This window comes from Myroides sp. C15-4, from assembly GCF_050522745.1.
Taxonomy (GTDB): Bacteria; Bacteroidota; Bacteroidia; order Flavobacteriales; family Flavobacteriaceae; genus Flavobacterium.
Genome location: NZ_JBMVQX010000021.1, coordinates 20,667 through 41,647, shown reverse-complemented (window position 1 = coordinate 41,647; position 20,981 = coordinate 20,667). Strand labels below are relative to the sequence as shown.

At 37.3% G+C, this 20,981-nt stretch carries 14 protein-coding genes; 1 reads left to right on the top strand and 13 read right to left on the bottom strand.

Going from position 1 to position 20,981, the window contains the following annotated elements:
- Positions 1-38: 38 nt before the first annotated feature.
- From ACPDHL_RS10425 to ACPDHL_RS10405, 5 genes are all read right to left on the bottom strand, one after another.
- Positions 39-1,610, bottom strand: a complete 1,572-nt coding sequence (locus ACPDHL_RS10425) for a PepSY-associated TM helix domain-containing protein (RefSeq protein WP_430532707.1) — start codon at positions 1,608-1,610, stop codon at positions 39-41.
- A 17-nt stretch (positions 1,611-1,627) separates the two neighbouring features.
- Entirely contained in the window at positions 1,628-1,918 is a 291-nt protein-coding gene (locus ACPDHL_RS10420; protein WP_430532706.1) for a hypothetical protein, read from the bottom strand.
- 11 nt (positions 1,919-1,929) lie between these two features.
- The gene (locus tag ACPDHL_RS10415) at positions 1,930-2,361 is read right to left on the bottom strand and encodes a hypothetical protein (RefSeq protein WP_430532705.1); all 432 of its coding nucleotides are present in this window, start codon (positions 2,359-2,361) and stop codon (positions 1,930-1,932) included.
- A 20-nt stretch (positions 2,362-2,381) separates the two neighbouring features.
- Positions 2,382-4,769, bottom strand: a complete 2,388-nt coding sequence (locus ACPDHL_RS10410) for a TonB-dependent receptor domain-containing protein (protein WP_430532704.1) — start codon at positions 4,767-4,769, stop codon at positions 2,382-2,384.
- A gap of 74 nt (positions 4,770-4,843) precedes the next feature.
- A complete protein-coding gene (locus ACPDHL_RS10405) occupies positions 4,844-6,100 on the bottom strand; it encodes a DUF4374 domain-containing protein (protein ID WP_430532703.1) in 1,257 nt (418 codons plus the stop codon).
- Positions 6,101-6,596: 496 nt separating this feature from the next.
- On the opposite strand from ACPDHL_RS10405, the gene ACPDHL_RS10400 reads away from it, so the two are divergent.
- Positions 6,597-7,322 carry a hypothetical protein gene (locus ACPDHL_RS10400; protein ID WP_430532702.1) on the top strand — a complete coding sequence of 242 codons (726 nt, stop codon included), beginning with the start codon at positions 6,597-6,599 and terminating at the stop codon, positions 7,320-7,322.
- Positions 7,323-7,465: 143 nt separating this feature from the next.
- Here ACPDHL_RS10400 and nagB read toward each other — a convergent pair whose 3' ends face one another.
- From nagB to ACPDHL_RS10360, 8 genes are all read right to left on the bottom strand, one after another.
- The gene (gene nagB / locus ACPDHL_RS10395) at positions 7,466-8,242 is read right to left on the bottom strand and encodes a glucosamine-6-phosphate deaminase (RefSeq protein WP_430532701.1); all 777 of its coding nucleotides are present in this window, start codon (positions 8,240-8,242) and stop codon (positions 7,466-7,468) included.
- Between the two features lie 444 nt (positions 8,243-8,686).
- Positions 8,687-8,929, bottom strand: a complete 243-nt coding sequence (locus tag ACPDHL_RS10390) for a GNAT family N-acetyltransferase (RefSeq protein ID WP_430532700.1) — start codon at positions 8,927-8,929, stop codon at positions 8,687-8,689.
- A 224-nt stretch (positions 8,930-9,153) separates the two neighbouring features.
- On the bottom strand, positions 9,154-12,150 hold the full coding sequence (gene secDF, locus ACPDHL_RS10385) for a protein translocase subunit SecDF (RefSeq protein WP_430532699.1): 2,997 nt from the start codon (positions 12,148-12,150) through the stop codon (positions 9,154-9,156).
- A gap of 140 nt (positions 12,151-12,290) precedes the next feature.
- Positions 12,291-13,226 carry a malate dehydrogenase gene (locus ACPDHL_RS10380; protein WP_430532698.1) on the bottom strand — a complete coding sequence of 312 codons (936 nt, stop codon included), beginning with the start codon at positions 13,224-13,226 and terminating at the stop codon, positions 12,291-12,293.
- An 80-nt stretch (positions 13,227-13,306) separates the two neighbouring features.
- Positions 13,307-15,247, bottom strand: a complete 1,941-nt coding sequence (gyrB, locus tag ACPDHL_RS10375) for a DNA topoisomerase (ATP-hydrolyzing) subunit B (RefSeq protein ID WP_430532697.1) — start codon at positions 15,245-15,247, stop codon at positions 13,307-13,309.
- A gap of 252 nt (positions 15,248-15,499) precedes the next feature.
- A complete protein-coding gene (locus ACPDHL_RS10370) occupies positions 15,500-15,949 on the bottom strand; it encodes a hypothetical protein (RefSeq protein WP_430532696.1) in 450 nt (149 codons plus the stop codon).
- A gap of 153 nt (positions 15,950-16,102) precedes the next feature.
- Positions 16,103-17,905 carry a TonB-dependent receptor gene (locus ACPDHL_RS10365; protein WP_430532695.1) on the bottom strand — a complete coding sequence of 601 codons (1,803 nt, stop codon included), beginning with the start codon at positions 17,903-17,905 and terminating at the stop codon, positions 16,103-16,105.
- A gap of 25 nt (positions 17,906-17,930) precedes the next feature.
- Entirely contained in the window at positions 17,931-20,954 is a 3,024-nt protein-coding gene (locus ACPDHL_RS10360) for a tetratricopeptide repeat protein (RefSeq protein WP_430532694.1), read from the bottom strand.
- Positions 20,955-20,981 lie beyond the last annotated feature (27 nt).

Here is a 20,981-nt window from a genome sequence, read left to right as displayed (position 1 = left end):
CTCCCTTTTCCCATTTCCCTTTTCCCATCTCCCTTTTCTCATTTCCCTTTTCCAATTTTATTCCACGCAAACAAGGTAATACAAGGCACGATAATCCAGAATAGATCGATAAGTAAAATATCGTAGTATTGATTTTTCCAGGTTACCCAGAACCAGTTACCTGTCACAACATAATTGGTCACGGGCACCATAAAGCCGATGATGCTTCCCGCTAACAAACAGTATCTGTTGGTTTGATAAATGTTTCGTCTCCAAATCAGCAAGAGTGACATAGCAAGCCACCCCCAAAAATAGAAAGCATAAATAAAGTTTCTTCCGCCATCAGGGTTGAGTTTTACCGCAATAAAAGTTAGTGCTGTAATGGGATACATTGATAAGCAGATCGCCAAATAACAATTGGCTAACCAAAAGTTGAATTTGCGTTTGCGCTCGGGAATTGCCTTTTTATCGCGGGCGACTAACCAAATTAGAACACCAGATATAATCACGACACAACCCGCTATTCCCACCAAGAAATAGACAATTCGCGTGGCATAGCCTCCAAACGAACCAAAGTGTAATTCGTACATCAGATTGGAAAAGGTATAGTTGTAGCCCGGATTTTCATAGGGGTTATACAGCTCTTCGACTTCTTTGCTATCGACATAGTAGATTAACGATCCTTTGCTATTAAAATTGACTGCTCCAGGAGCTTTTCCCCCAATTACAACACGCATACTTTGATCACCATACGCTTTCAATTGGATGGAGGTAATAATAAAATCGGGCCAACGACTTAACGTCTGATCGATATAGGATTGTACTGCAAGTGGTTGTGCAAGTGGTACTGCACTAAATTCCATCGTTTTACCTTCTGCTCGACTTGGGTACATCGCTTCGCTAAATTGCTCACTATCATTCTGATACTTTAATAAAGTCACGCTATTCGACACAAGGTAATAGTTGAGTAAAAAGTAGGATCCCGTAATGGCAAATACCAATTGAAAAGGAAAAGAGATTACGCCTAATGCGGTGTGTAAATCCGTCCAAACCGTTTTCAATTTTTCCCATGGTCGGAAGACGTAAAAATTGGAAACAATTTTATTCCAATGTAACAACAGTCCTGTGATTAAAGCGAATAGAAAGAAAAAAGAAACAAATCCCGCAATGGCATAGCCAATGGGCCAGCCAAACACAGTTCCCAAGCTATTGACTTGCGCAAAAAAATGGAGGCGATATAAGAATTCTCCCAACCCATACCCTTGGTTGTAATCTTGCGTTTGCAGGGTTTCGGGATCAAAAGAACCAAAGCTTCGCTCTTGTGCTTTGGAATTCAAGCTGTCTTTTGAGGTAGAAATGGACACCCCTACTTTACGTGTTTTTTCAGAAAATCGCAGGGAGATATCGCGTCCATACAAACCATAGTTTTGCTCTAATGAATCGAGTAATACGGTATAATTTAGCGTTGTGGCTTCGTACTTCTTTTTGGGGGTATTGGTTTGCCAACTATTGATTTCATTCTTAAAAAAAGCAAACGATCCTGCAAAGAAAAAGATATAAAGGATAACGGTAATAACAATACCACTAATGGTATGCAAATGGAAATATCGGTTGTAGTTCTTGACGTTCATTGTAAATACAAGAGGAATTAAAAGTGGAGGAATTCAACTAAATAAGGCAGGTAAAACAGCAAGCTGAGGCTGAGATAGATCACCCAAACCTTGAGTCCCTGATCAAACAAAAAGGCGATCATAAACAAAATGGCCCACAAGAGATAATGGGTAACACACATTGTTGTAAATACCGTTTCGGGTGAGAAAAAATACATCCAAAAGAGATGAAAACACATGGAGAGTAAAAAACCGCCGATCAGACCAGCAGTTATTTTCAGCGTGCGTTGTATAATAGACGTTTCTAAATGTTTTTTATTGGCAGGCATGAAATAGTGGATTAAAAAATAACAAGTTCAAAAAAGAGGCACAAGCCTACGAAAAGGCAGGTGTATTTTTGATGCAACAACAAAAGCGGATACATCGCAATAATGAGGGAGGCGATGAACATCAATCCAATAAAAAAAGTAAAAGATCCGATGGCTAGACCATCGAGAAAAACAAAGAAAATCAAACTGATAACCAATAAAATATAAGCGATTGAAGTGGCAGATCTTCTATGGTTTCGAATCCACATAGTCCAGGTGGATTGATTTTCGTATTTCACCTTTAAAGAGGTGTTGTAAAGCGCAAAAAATGCGAAGGCCATTAAGGTTAAAAGCAGCGTATGCATAGGTGTATAATTTTTAGTCAAGCGATTAGCGTCAATCGTATCGGAGTAAAAAAGAGCCAAAGCGGCAAAGTCCCGTTGCCTTTGTACCGCTTTGGTCATGAATAATTAAATGATTAGTTTTAAAAGAAATACCTAAATTTTCCGCTGAAACTTCTCCCTGGTTTTTGCAAGCTAAAATTATCGAAAACCATTTTGTCAAATACGTTGTGTGCTTCGACGGTAAACTGATAATTTTTATCCTTTCCAAAACTGTAAGTTGCTACGAAATCATGGGTAATTTGATCTGGAATTGTAAACTTCCCATCTACCTTTGATCCAACAGAAGGCCAATAGAGGTAAAAAGATTTGGTGTAAAATAAGGAGTATCCCAGTGTTAAATTATCGTTTTTAAACACATTCGCAAGGGTATAATTCACATCTGCATTCCCATATACATAAGGAATATTAGGTAGTCGATCTTTGTAGAAAATACTAATTTCTTCCTGTCCATCTACGTAACGGTTGGTATTGATTAAATTTTGATACGTTCCCGTAATCCCTATGTTAAAATTGTTCTTGTAGAAGTATCGAATTTCCCCTTCAATTCCTGTATTTCGAGTAGAAGCTAAATTTGCATTTGTTTGATAGGTTTTGTTATTTCCACCTGGCTGAGTGACAATCATATCTTGGGTATTCCGAAAGAATCCATTGACATCAAAATTCACAAGATTCACTTTAGACCAACGCAAATTATAATTCACACCTAAGTTGTAGTTATAGCTAATTTCAGGGCGTAATTTATTATTTCCTAAAAGGTTCACTTTATCACCAAACAATTCATTTGCGCTTGGTAAACGCGTACTTTTTTCAAAAGAAGCTTTAAGCTGTAAATCGTCCAGTACAAAAACAGAACCTGTAAAACCATAACCGAAGTAGTTGTGATCTACACTATAGTCCTCATAAACATAGTCTCCCCATTTTCCGCTGGGATTATAAGAATCCGTATACGTAATGTGTTGGTTGTAATACTTTCCGAAAGCGGTAACACTCCAAATGGTACTTGGGGTAAATTGATAGCTCAAGCCTGAAATATTTTTAGTTGTTCCAGAAGGTGCATTTTTAATAATATCGTCTAAATCCATTGCATCTTCCCCTATCCGCTTGAAAAAGTTAATGGTATTGCTGAGGGAAAAATTGTGTTTGTCGCCCAATTTGTAGTTGACAACTGTAGCTACCATTCCGTTGTTGTTCTTGAATTTATAAAGCGTTCTGTTGCGTTCCCCTCCTTTTGATCCGTATTTTTCTTCCTTATCAATATACTCTCCCAACCAATTATAGCGTCTGTGCATGGTGTCAATCACCTGATCACTTCCCAGATTGTAATTTGCATTAAGTCGCACATCCAATCCCTCGGTAAACAAGTTCTTTTTCTCATAGGCCAACGTTGGCATAACAATATCCCCTCGTTGATGAATTTTCCCATAAACGGCAATCATGCGCATTCCTGTTTGTATTTCGTTGTACGATTGTCCCAACGTAATTCCCACGGATAAACGATCGGCAAAAGGCTTCTTTACAACACCAATTTGTCCCACAAAATTCTCGTTGTGGTATTTGTCGTGGAAGCGTCTCACTCTTCGCTCCCCTAAATTTTTATTTGTATTGACATCAGTAATATCTACGGTTACTTTGTAATCGTTATCCGAATAATTCTGATACGCATTGAATTGGGTAAAGAATCCCGTTTTCTTATCCACATACACAAAGTTCACATTGCTGCGATGGGTATTAAAGGAAGCATAGGAATACGACATATCCAAAGAGGTTTGATCGTAGGTATTGGTGATGATGTTTATCGCACCACCCAAGGCATCCGATCCAAGTCCCACAGGAACCACTCCTTTGTATATTTCAATTCGATTGGCTAAGTTGATGGGGATGTTGTTCAATTGAAAAGACGATCCGAAATTATCCATGGGGATTCCATCGATAAAAAACTTAATTTGATTGCCTGAATAGCCATTTAAAAAGACATTCATATTAGAACCTACTCCCCCTTCTTCTCTAATTTTAATACCACTGGTTTTAGCCATAGCATGCCCGATATCCATGGCGCGCATATGGAGTTTGGTTGCATCGACAACAGCGACGTTGTACGCCTTTTCCTTCACCTGTTCGGCTTTGGATTTGGTGTGAATCTTAATCTCATCCAAATCGCGACTCTCTTCTTTGAGGACAATCGCCAAGGTAGCTTCTTGTTCTAGCTGTATGGTTTTCGTATAGGTTTGATAGCCTAAATAGCTCACCATAACGGTATACGAAGTTTGTGGTTTTAGTTTTTCTAAGGCATACCTACCTTTGGCGTCCACTTGTGCAAATTGATTGGTTTCTTTGATGACAACCACTGCGCCAATCATCACCTCTCCTTGGGTATCGTGAACCGTTCCTTTTAGGCTACCTTTATTTTGAGCGAATCCCGTTAATAGGCTAAACAATCCCAAAATAAGTGCAAATATTATATTTTTCATCTTTACATTTTACTTGGCTAATACAAAAAGACAACCTGTAAGTAGATTGTCTTTTTTTGTATTTCTTTGGTTTGTTATTCCGCACTAATTTTGGTAATCGCTGTAATCGTACCACCTTCTACTTTAATACCGCGTTTCGCTGTAGCAGCTTGGGCATCTAATTTGTAGATGAAACTTCCTTCGGTAGTAGTCACCCCGATATACACTGTTTTTCCATCCAATAGAGCGTAATTTCCTTTATCAGAAAACCCTAAGTCTTTAATTCCTTCAGGTAATCCTGTAATCCATTTATGCGTTTTGTTGTACACATTCAGTGTTGCATATTTTACATCTCCGTCATCTGCTGCTTTATTGTTTTGTAAACGAGCGATAAAGTTTCCTTTACCTGCATAAATAAAGCTATTCACAAAGTACCCCCCTGTTGCTTCTTCAATATTCCAGAAATAAGAATCATCAAACTCCAATGTTTTACCATCGATTTTCAGGATACCAGAAGGATTGGTCGTTAGCAATTGGTCGCTATCACCTTTTACATTCGCACTTGAGTAAGCATATCCATCGCCATTTTCATCTTGTACCAATCCATTTTTGAAGTAAGCTCCGATATATGAACTCTTATCACTGGTGATAACTTTTTCCAATTTCATCGAAGGATAGGAATAAACTGCAGCCCATGCTGTATTAGCGAATGATGTTCCCCAAACATCACCTGAAATACCGCGCATTGAAAAATAAGGAGCTACTAGTTTATTCCCTATCTGTGTTAACCCGCTAAAATGAGCTCTTTCTCCATTGTTGGCTAAATCAACCGTATTGATTACTCCATCAGCTGTAAAGCTATCTGATACGGTGTTATAGATCCACCAAGGCGCAATAGGCTCGCCAGAACGCGGCACTTTCCACATTACAAAATCATTGTTCACTGCTCCGTACACTTGAACCGTTTCTGAAACAAAATTGTTCAATTTTTGAAGTTTTCCCTCTTTGTTTAACTTATAAGCGGTCACTGCTCCTGCCTCACCTTGACCATAGAGCAAACTATAGAATTTGTTGTTTGTCGTTAAGTAGTAACGATAAACTCCATCTTGCTCAATTCCGTTGTTCTTTAGACTTACGCTTCCACTCTCCACGTCTGATACGGTCAGCAAATAATCGGCAACTCCTTGATATTCTAGAGAGGATGCTGCGATAATAAAGCGTTCTACCTTTTCATTTCCAGGTCCCTCTGGACCAACTGGATCTGGATCTTTTTTTGCGTTATCGTCACTACTACAAGCAATCATTCCTGCTACTAAGCTTAGCGCTAGAACAGATTTAATGTATTTTTTCATAATTAATTTAATTTAGACTAGTTATAAACAAAGCAAATATAGAACACAAATTGAAAAGAAAAACGGTTTTCTTTATATTATTTTAATTTATTCTAAATTAATTTAATTTAACACCTAGTAAATTGTACTTGAGTATCTACTAAAAAAACAATAAACAACTAATTTTCAATACATTGACAGACTCAATTCCTTTCCCCTACTTCTTGAAACCTATTAAATTAGACCGTTAATTTTGGCTTTTTTTATACTTTAGAGGACTATAATCCATCTATCTACACGTTAACAAAAGGCAAAAACAGCTATTGTACTCCCAACTTTTAGTGGAAATCGCTTTTTGTTTCCATCAATCGAAACAACTTCCACCCGCTCATTACACATAGCCGTTTGTTACACAAAATTCGAAGTTCATTACAAGATCCTTTTGATTACTTACAATTAGTCAGACGAATTCGACAGATTTTTCATCTTTGTACCTAGATTTAAAAGTATAGGAAAGATGGCAACGACAAATCATACAAACTCTATTTGGAACACTCCACCACCTAAAAGGCGCTTTTGGGACTTGTTTCTTTTTTGGAAATCACCTGAGAAAGAAAAGGCAAAAATTCCAACACCAAATCACATTACAAAATGGTGCAAAGGAATTGAACTTCACGATAAAAGAATCAAGACCATTTTGTATTCGACGGACTTAGCACTAATTGAAAATAACGATGCAGATGCATTATTGGCCGTTTATCCTTTTACGCCTTCTTTACGCATTATCAAAACGTTAATTTCTTTTTCCAATAAACCCGTGATCTGTGGGATTGGTGGAGGCATGACGCAGGGTGATTTTGCTATTGAAGTTGCCATGGAAGCACAAAAGTATGGGGCTGCGGCTGTGATTGTAAACCAACCCTTTAAAAATGAAGATATTGCTAAACTAAAACAACAACTCACCATTCCTATTATTTCCAGCGTATCTACGATAAATTTTGATTTTGAAGCGCGTATTAAAGCTGGGGTTAGTTGTTTTAATGTCACAGGAGGTGCTAATACCCTACAAATTGTGGATTACTTACAGCAAAAACATCCCGATTTCCCTGTGATCTCTACAGGAGGTAAGACATTTGATTCCCTGCAAAACATTGTCAATAAAAAGATTAGTGCTGTTATATTAACTCCGCCCTCAAATGCAGAACTCTTTCGTTCTATTATGGACAATTACAGGCAATCGTAAGCTTCATTTACCTTATGTACCCCATTTATTTGTATAGAAACCAACATCATTCACTTATTCAACCACAAAAAAAGCGATGCATATAAAATGCATCGCTTTTTGTATCGGGTATAAATCAATTAACTTCTTTCTTCTAAGGTATTTTACAACAAAGAAGCTGCTTTTTGATCTAAAATATATTCTACATGTTCAAGCTGTTGTAAAAACGTAGCGGGTACTTCCGCTGAAATTTCACCTCTCAACGCCTGTTGAATGATTGCTGCTTTGCGTTCACTCAAGGCCAATAAAAATATTTGTTTGGCTTGCATAATGGTTTGAATTCCCATAGTAATCGCCTGAGTAGGGACTCTATCTTTTCCTCCAAAGTCATCCGAAGCATCCTCTCTTGTGATATCGTTTAAGTTAACCAAACGCGTCATGGAATCTTTCAATGAACCAGGTTCATTAAATCCGATATGTCCACTACGACCAATTCCCAATAATTGCATATCCAATCCACCAAAATCTTTAATTTTTTGTTCATACAAATCACAATACGCTTGTATACCTTCCAACGATAATGTCCCATCAGGAATATGGATTTGATGTGCAGGAATATCGAGGTGATTAAACAGATTTTGTCGCATAAAAGTCACGTAGCTCTGTTCTTCTACGGGATGCATAGGGTAATATTCATCTAAGTTGAAAGTCACTACGTTTTGAAAGCTCAACCCTTCATTTTGATGTAAGCGCACGAGTTCTTTATAGACTCCTTTTGGAGTAGATCCTGTGGCTAATCCCAAGATAGCAAAGTCTCCCAACTCTTGCTTTCTCTTTATAATTTGCGCAATTTTATCAGCAACGTATAGCGATGCACCATCGGCATTCGAGTATACTTTAATCGCTTGTTGTAAAGAATTTTCTAGCACTTTATTTTTCAATTCATTTATCTTGTATAACTTCTACAAATACTCAAACAGATTGTACAAGGCTAACTACTCTTTTACGCTCTATTGCTTGTTGAATTTACACGGTTAATTATAACTTATCCATTCAACGACTTCCTAGATTATTTCTTTTCTAATACGTCGATTTTCTTTTTCGTGTATCAAAAATACAAAATTTTAAAATACTTAACGCATTTTTTTTGCATTCCCTTATAAACAGGGCGTTAAAGCCTTAATTTTAAGTTAAGTCAAGCCTGGAAATTCCAACTTAAAAACATAAAAATCTGCGTCTTATACAATTTTATTATTTTTTGCGTCTAAAACCAAAATTATTCCATCCTAATCCTGTTCTTCTAATTCAAGGTAATGAGGGATATAGGGAATGGCTATTTTACGCCAAAAAACTAAAGCAGGCGTATTATTCGCCATAACTCCAATCTACCATTTCCCCAAGTGTTTGGACCAAATTTCCCTTGCTGTTTGGCTTCCTATTCCGGTTCTTCTATATTTTTTCAGTATAAAGTATGCTACAAGCTCCCAAACGGGTTCTTTTGTTTGGACTAACAAACTACATCGAACTAAAGCGAAAGCCGCTAAAACACCCTTTATTTTGATAAAATACGCATAGCGATCAGGTTCAACGAAATAATAATCGAAGTAAGGATAAGCATACAACCCCATGACATCCCCATCTTCTACATCAAATGCCGTAAAGTCCTATTTACACCATTGCATCAAATTACGCAACACCTGTTTTTCCTCTAAAGCGACCATTTCAACTGTAAGCATTGCTCGACTTTAATGATTTCTTCCAAAGTAACTAAAAAAACAAAAAGTAAGACAAACAAAAAGAGGAAGTAGTTGAACTACTTCCTCTTTTTGTTTTTGTGTATGATCCACGTGAATTAGACTTGTTCGCCTGCAAGTTCTTCTTCTTGCGCTTCACGGTGTAATCTTTCGATTTCTTCTTTATCTTTTCTAGGCATTGTATCAACTAATACAGGTGTAGCTAAGAATAATGAAGAGTATGTACCTACAATAATACCAATTAACATAGCGAAGATAAATCCGCGGATTGAATCTCCACCAAAGATGAACATGATTAACAATACAAAGATTAAAGTTAACGATGTATTGATTGTTCTTGATAAGGTTGTATTTACTGAATCGTTTACGATCTTATTAAAATCTCCTTTTGTTTTACCAGCGATAAACTCACGCACACGGTCAAATACAATTACGGTATCGTTCATCGAGTACCCAATTACGGTAAGAATAGCCGCAATAAAGTGTTGATCGATTTCCATGTGCCAAGGCATAAATTTGTATGTTAATGAGTACACTCCCAATACAAAGATTACGTCGTGTGCAACCGAAACGATAGCACCTAAAGAGTATTGCCATTTGCGGAATGAAATCACTAAGTAAATAAAGATAGCAGCCATTGAACCTAAAACAGCCCAATACGCATTTTGTTTTACGTCTTTCGCAACACTTGGTCCAATTTTAGAAGCTTGAATCACTCCATATACTTTTCCTTCTGTTGCATTAACGAATTCTTGGTATGTGATATCTTTCGCGTAGTACGGTTTCAATCCTTTGTATAACAATTCGTTTACTTCTTGGTCAACTGCGGCACCTTCTTCTTCTACTTTATATTTCGTCGTAATTTTCAATTGTTCTTTATTACCAAAAACTTTTGCTTCTACGCTTACGCCGAATACTTCACCTAATTTTTCACTTACGTCATTCGCTGAAACTTCTTTATCAAATTTCACTTGAAACGTTCTACCTCCAACGAAATCTGTTCCTTCATCGAATCCGTTGATAAAGAATGAAGCAAAAGAAACAACAACAATTACAGCAGATAAACCATACGTTGCTTTCTTCATTTTCAAGAAATCGAAATTGAAGCCTGTAAACCAGTTTTTCGTAATATTCGTAGCGAACATCAAAGTTCTTCCTGCTTTCACGTCTCTATCCATAAAGATACGAGCGATGAAGATAGAAGTAAACAAAGACGTAGCGATACCAATTAATAACGTAGTTGCGAATCCTTTGATAGGTCCTGATCCGAAAGCGAATAAGATAACCCCTGTTAGGATGTGCGTTACGTTAGCATCTACGATTGGGCGCATAGCACCGTGCCAGCTATACGATTCTTTGATTGTATCGGCAAGGCTCATTCCCTTTCGCAAACACTCTTTGGCTCGTTCGGAGATAATAATGTTAGCATCCACAGCCGTCCCCATAGTCAACACAATACCCGCAATACCAGGTAGTGTCAATACAGCACCTAAGCTAGCTAAGATACCAAACATGAATAATAAGTTGGCTAATAAAGCAATGTTTGCATACCAACCTGCTCTTCCGTAGTAGAAAGCCATCCATAACCAAACAACGATTAAACCAGCGATTGCAGATAACATACCTGCATCGATTGCTTGTTGTCCTAATGATGGTCCTACGATTTCTGATTGTACGATATCCGCACCTGCTGGTAATTTACCTGCACGTAAAATATTAGCTAAGTCTTTTGCATCAGCTACAGTAAAATCACCAGAGATTGATGATCTACCACCTGAAATTGGTCCATTGGTAACCCCTGGAGCAGAATACACAACATTGTCTAATACAATAGCGATATTCGAACGCTCTGTAAATGCTTTTCCTGTTAATTCTTCCCAGATTTTAGCTCCTTTTGGACTCATGGTCATTCCAACAACTGGACGACCGAAGTTATCATACTCGTCTTGCGCACCTGTTACCACACTTCCACTTAAAGGAGGAACTCCTTCTCGGTTTGTTTTTAACGCGTACATCTCTACGATGTCTGGTGCTTTTTTACTTGGTTTACCCCAAACAAAACGCGCGTATTTTTGATCAGCAGGTAATAAGTTTCTTACGTCTTGACGTTTCAATAACGCATTTACCTTTACTGTATCTTTCGTTTGAACATAACCTAAAATAGGACTTCCTTGTTGTCCACCTCCAACAAATAAGCTGAATAATGGACCTAAGTCTTGTAATTGGGCTTCTGTATCGTCTGCTTTAATTCCACCTAATAATGCATCAACATCAGTTTTTGTTGAATCTTGAGCTTGTTCGATTTCTTTTGTTTCAGGTTTAGCCGCTTTTTCAGTTGATTTCAGGTACTCATTTGCAGATGCTAAATAATTACCGATTTCTTCTACTTTATACGTTTCCCAAAACTCTAATTGAGCAGTACTTTGTAAAAGATTCTTGATACGATCTACATCTTTTGCACCAGGCAATTCAACCAAAATACGTCCTGTATCACCAAGCATTTGAATATTGGGCTGTGACACACCAAATTTGTCAATACGCTCTCTGAATACGCGGTACGCACTCTCAATAGATTCTTTTACTTTTTTGTCTAAGATAGCCTTTACTTGGTTATCTGACATTCCTACTGTAATCTCACTTAAATTTCTGTTTGCAAAAATATCTCCCGAAGCTAATTTCACACTGCCTTTTGATTCTTTTTCGAATGCAGTATAAAACGCATCAAGGTAACTTTGATTACCTTGTCTCATTGCCTCAGCCTCTGCTAATGCTTTGTTAAAAACAGCATTTTTAGAATTATTTGCTAAACCTTTCAAGATGTCTTTGATCGAGATTTGTAACGTTACGTTAATTCCTCCCTCTAAATCCAATCCTTTGTTGATTTGTTTAGCTCTTACTTCATTAAATGTCTGTCCTAAAAAAACTGTTTGATTGCCAATTGAGTCTAAATACTGTAATTCTTTCTCAGAATCTCCGTTAGCAAAAGCTTTCGCTTTGTCCTCATAATGGCCTGTAACAAAGGTGAAAGACAACTGGTAGATACTTACCAGAGCAAAAATTATTGCAAAAAATTTAACAAGTCCCTTGTTTTGCATTATTACTAAAAATTAATTAATTATTTTTTTAAAACGAGCAAATATAAAATATGATGCTAGATTAACCAATTCTTTTGGCAAGTTTATCGCTAAAAAAACGAGGATTTTACCTTCTATTTGCCCGACGTCTTATAATAATTTTATGAAAGTATGTTATGAAGTTCTTTATTTACCTCTTTTATAGCTTCCGCACTCTTACTAAATTCTTCTTTTTCTTCTTTATTTAAAGCGATATCGACAATTTCTTCGATTCCGTTTTTCCCGATGATACACGGAACACCGATAAAGATGTTTTGTTCCCCATACTCTCCTTCTAACAGCGTAGAACAAGGGATTAGTTTTTTTCTGTCGTGTAAAATACTATCCACTAATTGTGCCACAGCTGCGCCAGGCGCGTACCAAGCGGAAGTTCCCAATAGTTTTGTCAAAGTTGCTCCACCAACCATAGTTTGCTTCACCACTTCTTGTTGATCTTCGACAGACAACAATTGCGTTACAGGAATTCCCTTATAGGTAGCCAAACGAATCAAGGGGATCATGGTGGTATCACCATGGCCTCCTATAACCATTCCTTCAATATCTGCAACTGGTTTGTCAAGCTTTTGGCTCAAGAAATACTTAAAACGCGCAGAGTCTAATGCTCCTCCCATTCCGATAATTCTATTCTTTGGCAATCCCGAAATCTTCAGGGCTGCCAAGGCCATTGTGTCCATAGGATTAGTCACAATTACAAAGATAGCGTTTGGAGAAACTGTTAAAGCATTTTCCATGACGCTCTTTACAATAGCTGTATTCGTTCCAATTAATTCTTCGCGAGTCATCCCCGGTTTTCTGGGAATCCCAGAAGTAATCACAACTACATCACTGTTTACTGTACGCGCATACTGTTTTGTTACCCCTTTTACAACGGTATCAAAACCCGAATTTGCAGCACATTGCATGATATCCATCGCTTTACCTTCAGCTAATCCTTCAGTAATATCTACTAGGACTACTTCACTAGCGATTTGCCTAAATGCGATAACTTCAGCGCATGTTGCACCAACGTTACCTGCTCCAATTACAGATACTTTCATAATTAAATGGCTTTAAAGTTTACGTTAAACAAAAAAAGGTCAATGCAAGAGGCTTGACCTTTTCTATTAGATATTTTCAATTAAGCGTCGATTTTCGCATAGGTTGCGTTCTTCTCAATAAATTCTCTACGCGGTGGAACTTCATCCCCCATTAGCATTGAGAAAACTAAATCTGCTTCTTTTAAATCATCAATTCTCACTTGACGTAAGATACGGTGTTCTGGATTCATGGTTGTTTCCCACAATTGTTCTGCGTTCATCTCTCCAAGACCTTTGTATCGTTGTACACTTGATCCATTCCCCATTTCTTCCATTAAATCGATACGCTCTTCATCACTCCAAGCGTACACTTTGCGTTGTCCTTTTTTCACCATATACAAAGGAGGTGTCGCAATGAACACATGTCCATTTTCAATTAATCCTCTCATATAGCGGAAGAAGAAAGTCAAAATAAGCGTTGCAATGTGGCTACCGTCCACGTCGGCATCACACATGATCACTACTTTGTGGTAACGCAGTTTCTCCAGGTTCAAGGCTTTACTGTCTTCTTCAGTTCCAATAGTTACCCCTAAAGCAGTGAAGATATTTTTAATTTCTTCACTCTCAAATACTTTATGTCCCATTGCTTTTTCCACGTTCAAAATTTTCCCTCGCAAAGGAAGGATAGCTTGAAAGTTTCGGTCACGACCTTGTTTGGCAGTTCCACCTGCCGAGTCACCCTCCACTAGGAATACCTCACATTTTGTTGGATCTTGTTCCGAACAATCTGATAATTTTCCAGGAAGACCTCCTCCAGTCATTACCGTTTTGCGCTGTACCATTTCACGCGCTTTCTTCGCTGCATGTCTAGCTTGTGCAGCTAAAATTACTTTTTGAACGATAATTTTAGCATCATTTGGATTTTCTTCTAAGTAGTTCTCCAACATCTCCGCTACCGCTTGACTCACTGGAGAGACCACTTCTCTATTTCCCAATTTTGTTTTCGTTTGTCCTTCAAACTGAGGTTCCATTACTTTTACTGAGATAATCGCAGTTAACCCTTCACGGAAGTCATCCCCACTAATTTCGAATTTCAATTTATCCAACAGCCCAGAAGCATCTGCATATTTTTTCAACGTACGGGTTAATCCCATACGGAAACCTTGTAAATGCGTTCCTCCTTCGTGTGTATTAATATTATTTACGTACGAATAAATATTTTCAGAATAGGTGTCATTATAAACTAAAGCCACTTCAACAGGTACATCGCCTTTATCCGACTCCATCCAAATCACTTCGTTGATAATTGGCGTACGGTTCCCGTCTAAAAACTTGATAAACTCTTTCAGTCCTTCCTTAGAGAAGAACACTTCGCTTTTCACCTCTCCTTTTTCATCTACCTCACGGGTATCTGTAAGGGTGATAGTCAATCCTTTGTTCAAGAACGCCAATTCACGCAAACGAGACGCTAAGGTATCATACGAATACTCTAAGGTTTGTGTAAAGATTGTCGGATCGGGTTTAAACATAACTGTTGTCCCTCTTTTATCCGTTTCACCAATAACTTTTACTGGAAATAAAGCTTTACCTTTTGAATACTCTTGTTCGTAGATTTTCCCATCGCGATACACTGTTGCTCTCAACAAATCAGATAACGCATTCACACACGATACACCTACTCCGTGTAATCCTCCTGAAACTTTGTATGAATCTTTATCGAACTTTCCACCTGCTCCAATTTTGGTCATTACTACCTCTAAAGCTGATACCCCTTCTTTTTTGTGCATATCAACTGGAATACCACGACCGTTATCTTCAACAGAAATCGAATTATCCTCATTAATAATTACATTAATCGTATCACAATGACCCGCTAATGCCTCATCAATAGAGTTATCTACTACTTCATATACAAGGTGGTGTAATCCACGCACTCCTACATCTCCAATATACATGGAAGGACGCATTCTTACGTGCTCCATTCCTTCTAGTGCCTGAATACTATCGGCTGAATAATTTCCCTTATTTACTTCTTGGCTCATAATAATTTTCTAAAATAAGTAACGTACAAATATAGCTTTTTTAAAACAATTTATCAACTTCTCCGCTCCTATTCTGCCTGTTTTTACCATTTAATTTAAACATTTCTAACAGGTGAAAGAAGAATTTCAAATTACAATATAAATCTGTCTTTTCACAAAAATGGAACGCTTTTATTTTAATTTTTTTTAACACAAAAAAAACAGGTATAAACTTTCGTTTACACCTGTTTATCTATCTTGATTATCCGTTCTCTATTCTAAAAAATTAACTGTAAAATCACAATTATTAAAAGAAAAAGAATCGTGCAATTTACGTCCTAAAAGCGCTTTTGCTATAGGAGCATCCATAGATACACCTAACACAGATCGATCATCCACTGTAACTTTTGGTAAAGCTGCTGCCAAAAACAAATAAACCGTATTGACTTTCACAACGCTTCCAAATTCAACAGTATCAGAATTCCTGTTTTCATCAATTCGCTTAACCACCTCTCTTAAATCAAGGCTTTCTTTAATCTTCTTCGCTATGTTTTCTTGCTCCAAATGCATCATAGACAAAGCCGTTTCATGCTTATCTCCTGCAGAACTTTTCGCGTCGGTTTGAGCATCCTCCGCTAAATCTTCTACAATACCGCGAAGTGCGTCTATTTTATCATCTAAGCGCTGTAAAAATGTAGCCTTTAGTTCTTGTTTTAGTGTCATTTTTAATTTCTTAAGTACCTTATAGGATCCGTTTTTGTTGTTTGAGTCACAAAAATAGTCCAATAAACAATCAAAAAAAATTAAAACGCAGGAATAAAACTGCTTTAAACTAAAAAAAGGCGATTTTTAACAATAATTAAGTTGTAATTATTCTCAAAAATCGAATTTATAAATAGCCCCTCCCATTATCTGCACACCTTGCGATCTGAAGCTTCCCCATTGATTGTACTTTTGATCCAGTAGATTATTTCCTTTCAAAAATACAGTCCAATTTTTCGTAGGTCTATAACCTACCTTCAAGCTTAGATCGGCAAATCCGTCTAGCGTTTTTGTTGTCTCAATGGGTCCAATGGCTGCAGTATGCTTATAATCTTGGTTCACCAACAAATCTTTGCGCTCTCCAATGTATTGTAAATCCATTCCTGCAAACCATTGTTCTGTAAAATTAATCAATGCATCTGCTCCAATCTTTATTGAAGGTAATCCCCATGCTTCTCTTGTATTAGAATCGTAGTGATTGTATTCTCCACGAATACCCAAAAGCACCGTATTATCTAAATCAAAACGCAATTCTCCGAAAATATTCAACGTTTCAACCTCCGCATAAGCTACATCCATCGCGTTACCATACAAGTAATTCAATCGATTTACATTAGATGAATACGGGGTGGAAACGAATAAAGCTTTATCATTTTCTTTCAAATAAGAAGCTTTAACATTATAGGAAATGGTATGATCTAACTTTCCTTTCATCCCCACATAGAAATCATAGGATTTATCTGTAGGTAGTATACCTGCTTCTGGCGATACAAATGGATTCTGATCGACAAAATCTTTGAATGTATTTTGCGTTAAACGCCCATCAATTCCCGCATAAGCAATCACGAGATTCGGCACCAAATTATACGATGCTTTCACCTGTGGATAGAAGTAGAAATTATTTTCTGATGTTCCACCAACCTTACCATTGTTGTAGTACAACCCTACTCCCAATTGAAGGAAGTAATCTTCTCCTTGCAATACAACACTCGGTTCTGCTCCAAAATTGAAATGCTCATCCGTTCCTTTATACGTGATAATCTCATCGTTATCATAATTCGGCAGATAAGAATGGCTCAAGAAGTCTTGTCTTTTGTATTTTGAGCTAACATAATCCACCGTTAAACCTAGCTTACCAAAAAAGCCTTCTGCGAAAGCAGTTTCAATTCTCGGCTTAAATACAAAATGATTTTCAGCGCGACTAAAGTCATCGCTAAAAGTATTGAAGTAAATATCCGCTCCTTTAATTGGCAAATCCTCAAAAGTCACAGAACCATCCACGTAAAACGATTTATACTTCTGTTTTGAATTGATACTAGCTACTGTAGTTTTTGGAATTTCTACTTCCAATTCCTCTTGAGGCAAACCATACCAGTTTAAGGTTTGATACGACCCGCCTACTTCAGTATTCCATCCAATTTTTTTCTTTTGACCTGAGAAATTAATTCCAGCAGTTGTTTTTGAGAAATCATCATCTAACAGTAGGTTTTTTATTCCTCCTTGAGAAGAAAAGTGACGAGCAAATCCCGCAATATAACTATCGGGATCCACTTGACCGCTGACAAATAACTCCCCATTGACATTCGTATAATTTCCCACAGCAAATAAAGCGTAATTATCAAAGCGCTCTAAATTGCGTTTGGCTTCCACTTTTGCTGCTTCCCCTTTTGCAGGAACAAAAGTTGAAGCTACAGGAAAGGAAGTAATCGTATAGACTACTTCTTTCTTTTTACTCTTGACTTCCTCGTCTAAATTAGGCATTTCTCTCACTTTGAATGCCTCTGAAACAGTCGCATCATAGCGTCTCACAACATCGACAACTTCTGTTCCTAAATCACTTTTATTTTTATCTTGGGCTACCGCCGTACCAACAAACAAAACACTGGATACAACGGTTAATATTTTGATCTTCTTCATAATTACGTTCTAATTCGATTAAACCTTATTGTACAACAGATGAATTGCTTTTTGCTTCTTGTGCTTTAATGGTATTCAACTCTTGCTGAGCTTCTGCCACCACATCCGAAAAATCACCAAAATTCTTAATTACACTGTCTAAGATGTACGTTGCTTGGTAAGCATCTTGTAAACTGTAGAAGTTTTTAGCCATTAACACCAATCCCTTCGCTCCATAATACTTGTAAGCTGAATAATCTTTTGCTAATTTTTGAACACTCTCGTTCGAAGCTTCAAATTTATTGTCCATACGCTTGAAATAAGCATCGTAATACAACGCCTCTGCCGCTACTTCGCCTTTGGCAATTTTCGCCACTTCGGCATAGCCTATTTTAGCCTTATCGTATTGCTTATTAGCAAAAGCTGTACGCGCAATAATAATTTGAGCATCACTCTTAACCTTATCGTCAATTTTAGTCAACTTCAATACTTGCTCTGCATAGCTTAACGCATTGGTATAATCCCCTTCCTGATAATACAATTTCATCAAATTCGACTTAGCAAATACGATATTTTGCTCTTGAGTAGCCTCTGTTTCTAATCGACTCAACATCAATAAAGCTTGATCTGTATTCTTTTCCTTCAATGCGATTTCCGATAAACGCGACAAACTCACCTCAACATATTCGTTCTTGCTACCCTCCACTACTGCTAAATATTGTGGTTGTGCCTTTTTGAAATTGTTTGAAGCAAAGTACAACTGTCCCAAATAAAAATGTGCATGCAATGCTTTTACTCCTTTTGGATACGTCGCTAAATACTTTTCAAACCCTGCTATTGCTGCTGTTGTATTATTTTGTATGTATTGTTTTTCTGCTGATTCATAGCTGTCTTTATCAAGCTCTAAATCACTTACGCTAACAAAAGACAAGCCTTTTACCCACGTTCCATATTCTTCTACTTTTCCTTGGTCTACATAAATAAGACGTGCATTTTGCACTGCTTCAATCGCCTCTGCACTACTAGGATAGTTTGCTACTACAGCCTTAAACTTGGTCAACGCTTCATCCGAACGGTTGCCATTATAGTGAATCAACCCTTGGCGCAATAAGGCTTTAGACGCATAAGTGCTCTTTGGATAATTCGTTAATAATTGATCAAAAACTGGCGTTGCTTTTTGAGGTTGTTGCATCACTACATAGGTCATTCCCAATTCGTATAACGCATTGTCCGTCAACCCTGATTTAGGATAATCTTTAGTAAAAGCAATTAAATCATCTGCTTTTTTCTGCAAGCGATCAACAAATCCATAAGCCAATGCTTTTTGAAAACGCGCATATTCGACATCTGCTTTATTTGCTTCAATAACTTTGTTGTACGCCTCCATCGCTGGCCAATAGCTTCCCTCTACAAATTGGCTGTCTCCCAAACGAAGGTAAGCATCAATGCGCCTTGCTTCATCTTTTGGGGCTGTAGCTACAAAACTTTGAAATTGCTTGGCCGCGTTAGCGTAGTCTTTTTGTTTGAAATACGTGTATCCCAAACCGTAATTGACATGTTTATACTCTGCTGTATTTTTAGCTTGTGGACTACCCAAGAAACTTACATAAGAAGAAATCGCTTCGGTAAATTTATTCATTGCATAGTTCGATTCTGCTTGCCAGTAGTAAGCACGGGCTGTAAACAAGCCATCTTGACGCTCTAGCAACGATTTCGAAAACATCGCTGCTGCTTGTTCGTAATTCCCCTCGACAACTAATTCTTGTCCGCGATAAAACGTCACTTTTTGATAAGCTTCTTTATTGGCTGTTGTTTTATTTTTCTCCAACAATACCAAGGCTTCTTTAAAGTTTTTGGCTGTAATATAAGAATCAATTAGCAAGCCTTCCATCTCCTCGCGGTAAGGTGATGTTGGATATTTCTCAATGAATCCACTGATTACTTTTGGAGCACTTTGATAAGCATTTCCAATATCATAACTCAGTTTTCCATAATTTAAGTAAGCATCTTCTTGAATGCTAGCATCAAAACGCATCTCTGACGCATTTTTAAATGCATTTAAAGCTTGTGTTTTTTTATGGGTATGTAAATAACTTTCTCCTAAGTGATAGTAAGCATTCTGTGCAATAGAATTATCACCATCGATAATTTTATTAAATTGCTCAATTGCCTTGTCATAGTCTTTGGATTTGTAATACGCATACCCCAATTGGTAGTAATCCGTATTATTCCACTTGCCGTTTTTTCCTTTGTATTCCAACAGGTAAGGCAAGGCTTTATCATACTGTTTCAAGTTGAAGTAACTCTCACCAATAATCTTGGCTAACTCTGATTTTTCTTGTGGATTGGATTTGTTGATTTGCGATAAACCATCGACAATCGCCTGTTCAAAATTACCCGTTTTGAAATTCATATCCGCCTGGAAGTATCCCATTTTTTCCTTGTACTTCTCTTTGGTTTCTACTTTTTCAAATAGTTTTTTTGCATCGTCAAAATTATCGGTATCATAGGCAATATACCCAAGATAATAGGTAGCTTGTTCCCCCCATTCTCCCTTTTGACTTACTTTTTCTAAATATTTTTTCGCTTCCTTTCTATTCTTCATGTAAAAGGCACTGTATCCTTTTTCAAAGAAAAAACGATCCGCTACTTTCTCTGTTTCAATCACTTGATCCTTTACCTTTGTTGCAAAATGTGCAGCTTTGGAAAATTGTCCTCTCGTAAAGTAGTAATCTGTCGCCTCAATATAGGCGATATTTTGTTTGGAGCTTGTTGGATAATGCTCAACAAAATCGTCAATTTTATTTTCTGCTCCACTCTGATCTAATCGGATAGCACAATTGGCAATGTAGTACGCACAATCGGCTTCAATCTCTTTGTTTTGGGAGGTATTTTCTTTCTTAATCTTATCAAATAATAATTGGGCCGCCAAATACTCTTGTTCATTATACAGGGCTACTGCCTGATTAAACGTCGCATTAGGTCCTGTATATACAACTGTTTGCTGTGCATAAAGGCTCATACTACCCATTAGTGCAGCTACACAAGCCAACCTATTAATTCTACGCATTGATTTTCTATTTATTTTAGTGTCAAA

Excerpts from the sequence above, each read along its gene's own strand:
- ACPDHL_RS10405 (WP_430532703.1), bottom strand. The coding sequence starts at position 6,100 with ATGAAAAAATACATTAAATCTGTTCTAGCGCTAAGCTTAGTAGCAGGA.
- ACPDHL_RS10420 (WP_430532706.1), bottom strand. The coding sequence starts at position 1,918 with ATGCCTGCCAATAAAAAACATTTAGAAACGTCTATTATACAACGCACG.
- ACPDHL_RS10415 (WP_430532705.1), bottom strand. The coding sequence starts at position 2,361 with ATGACCAAAGCGGTACAAAGGCAACGGGACTTTGCCGCTTTGGCTCTT.
- ACPDHL_RS10425 (WP_430532707.1), bottom strand. The coding sequence starts at position 1,610 with ATGAACGTCAAGAACTACAACCGATATTTCCATTTGCATACCATTAGT.
- ACPDHL_RS10390 (WP_430532700.1), bottom strand. The coding sequence starts at position 8,929 with ATGGGGTTGTATGCTTATCCTTACTTCGATTATTATTTCGTTGAACCT.
- secDF (WP_430532699.1), bottom strand. The coding sequence starts at position 12,150 with ATGCAAAACAAGGGACTTGTTAAATTTTTTGCAATAATTTTTGCTCTG.
- ACPDHL_RS10360 (WP_430532694.1), bottom strand. The coding sequence starts at position 20,954 with ATGCGTAGAATTAATAGGTTGGCTTGTGTAGCTGCACTAATGGGTAGT.
- gyrB (WP_430532697.1), bottom strand. The coding sequence starts at position 15,247 with ATGAGCCAAGAAGTAAATAAGGGAAATTATTCAGCCGATAGTATTCAG.
- ACPDHL_RS10365 (WP_430532695.1), bottom strand. The coding sequence starts at position 17,905 with ATGAAGAAGATCAAAATATTAACCGTTGTATCCAGTGTTTTGTTTGTT.
- ACPDHL_RS10380 (WP_430532698.1), bottom strand. The coding sequence starts at position 13,226 with ATGAAAGTATCTGTAATTGGAGCAGGTAACGTTGGTGCAACATGCGCT.
- ACPDHL_RS10410 (WP_430532704.1), bottom strand. The coding sequence starts at position 4,769 with ATGAAAAATATAATATTTGCACTTATTTTGGGATTGTTTAGCCTATTA.
- ACPDHL_RS10370 (WP_430532696.1), bottom strand. The coding sequence starts at position 15,949 with ATGACACTAAAACAAGAACTAAAGGCTACATTTTTACAGCGCTTAGAT.
- ACPDHL_RS10400 (WP_430532702.1), top strand. The coding sequence starts at position 6,597 with ATGGCAACGACAAATCATACAAACTCTATTTGGAACACTCCACCACCT.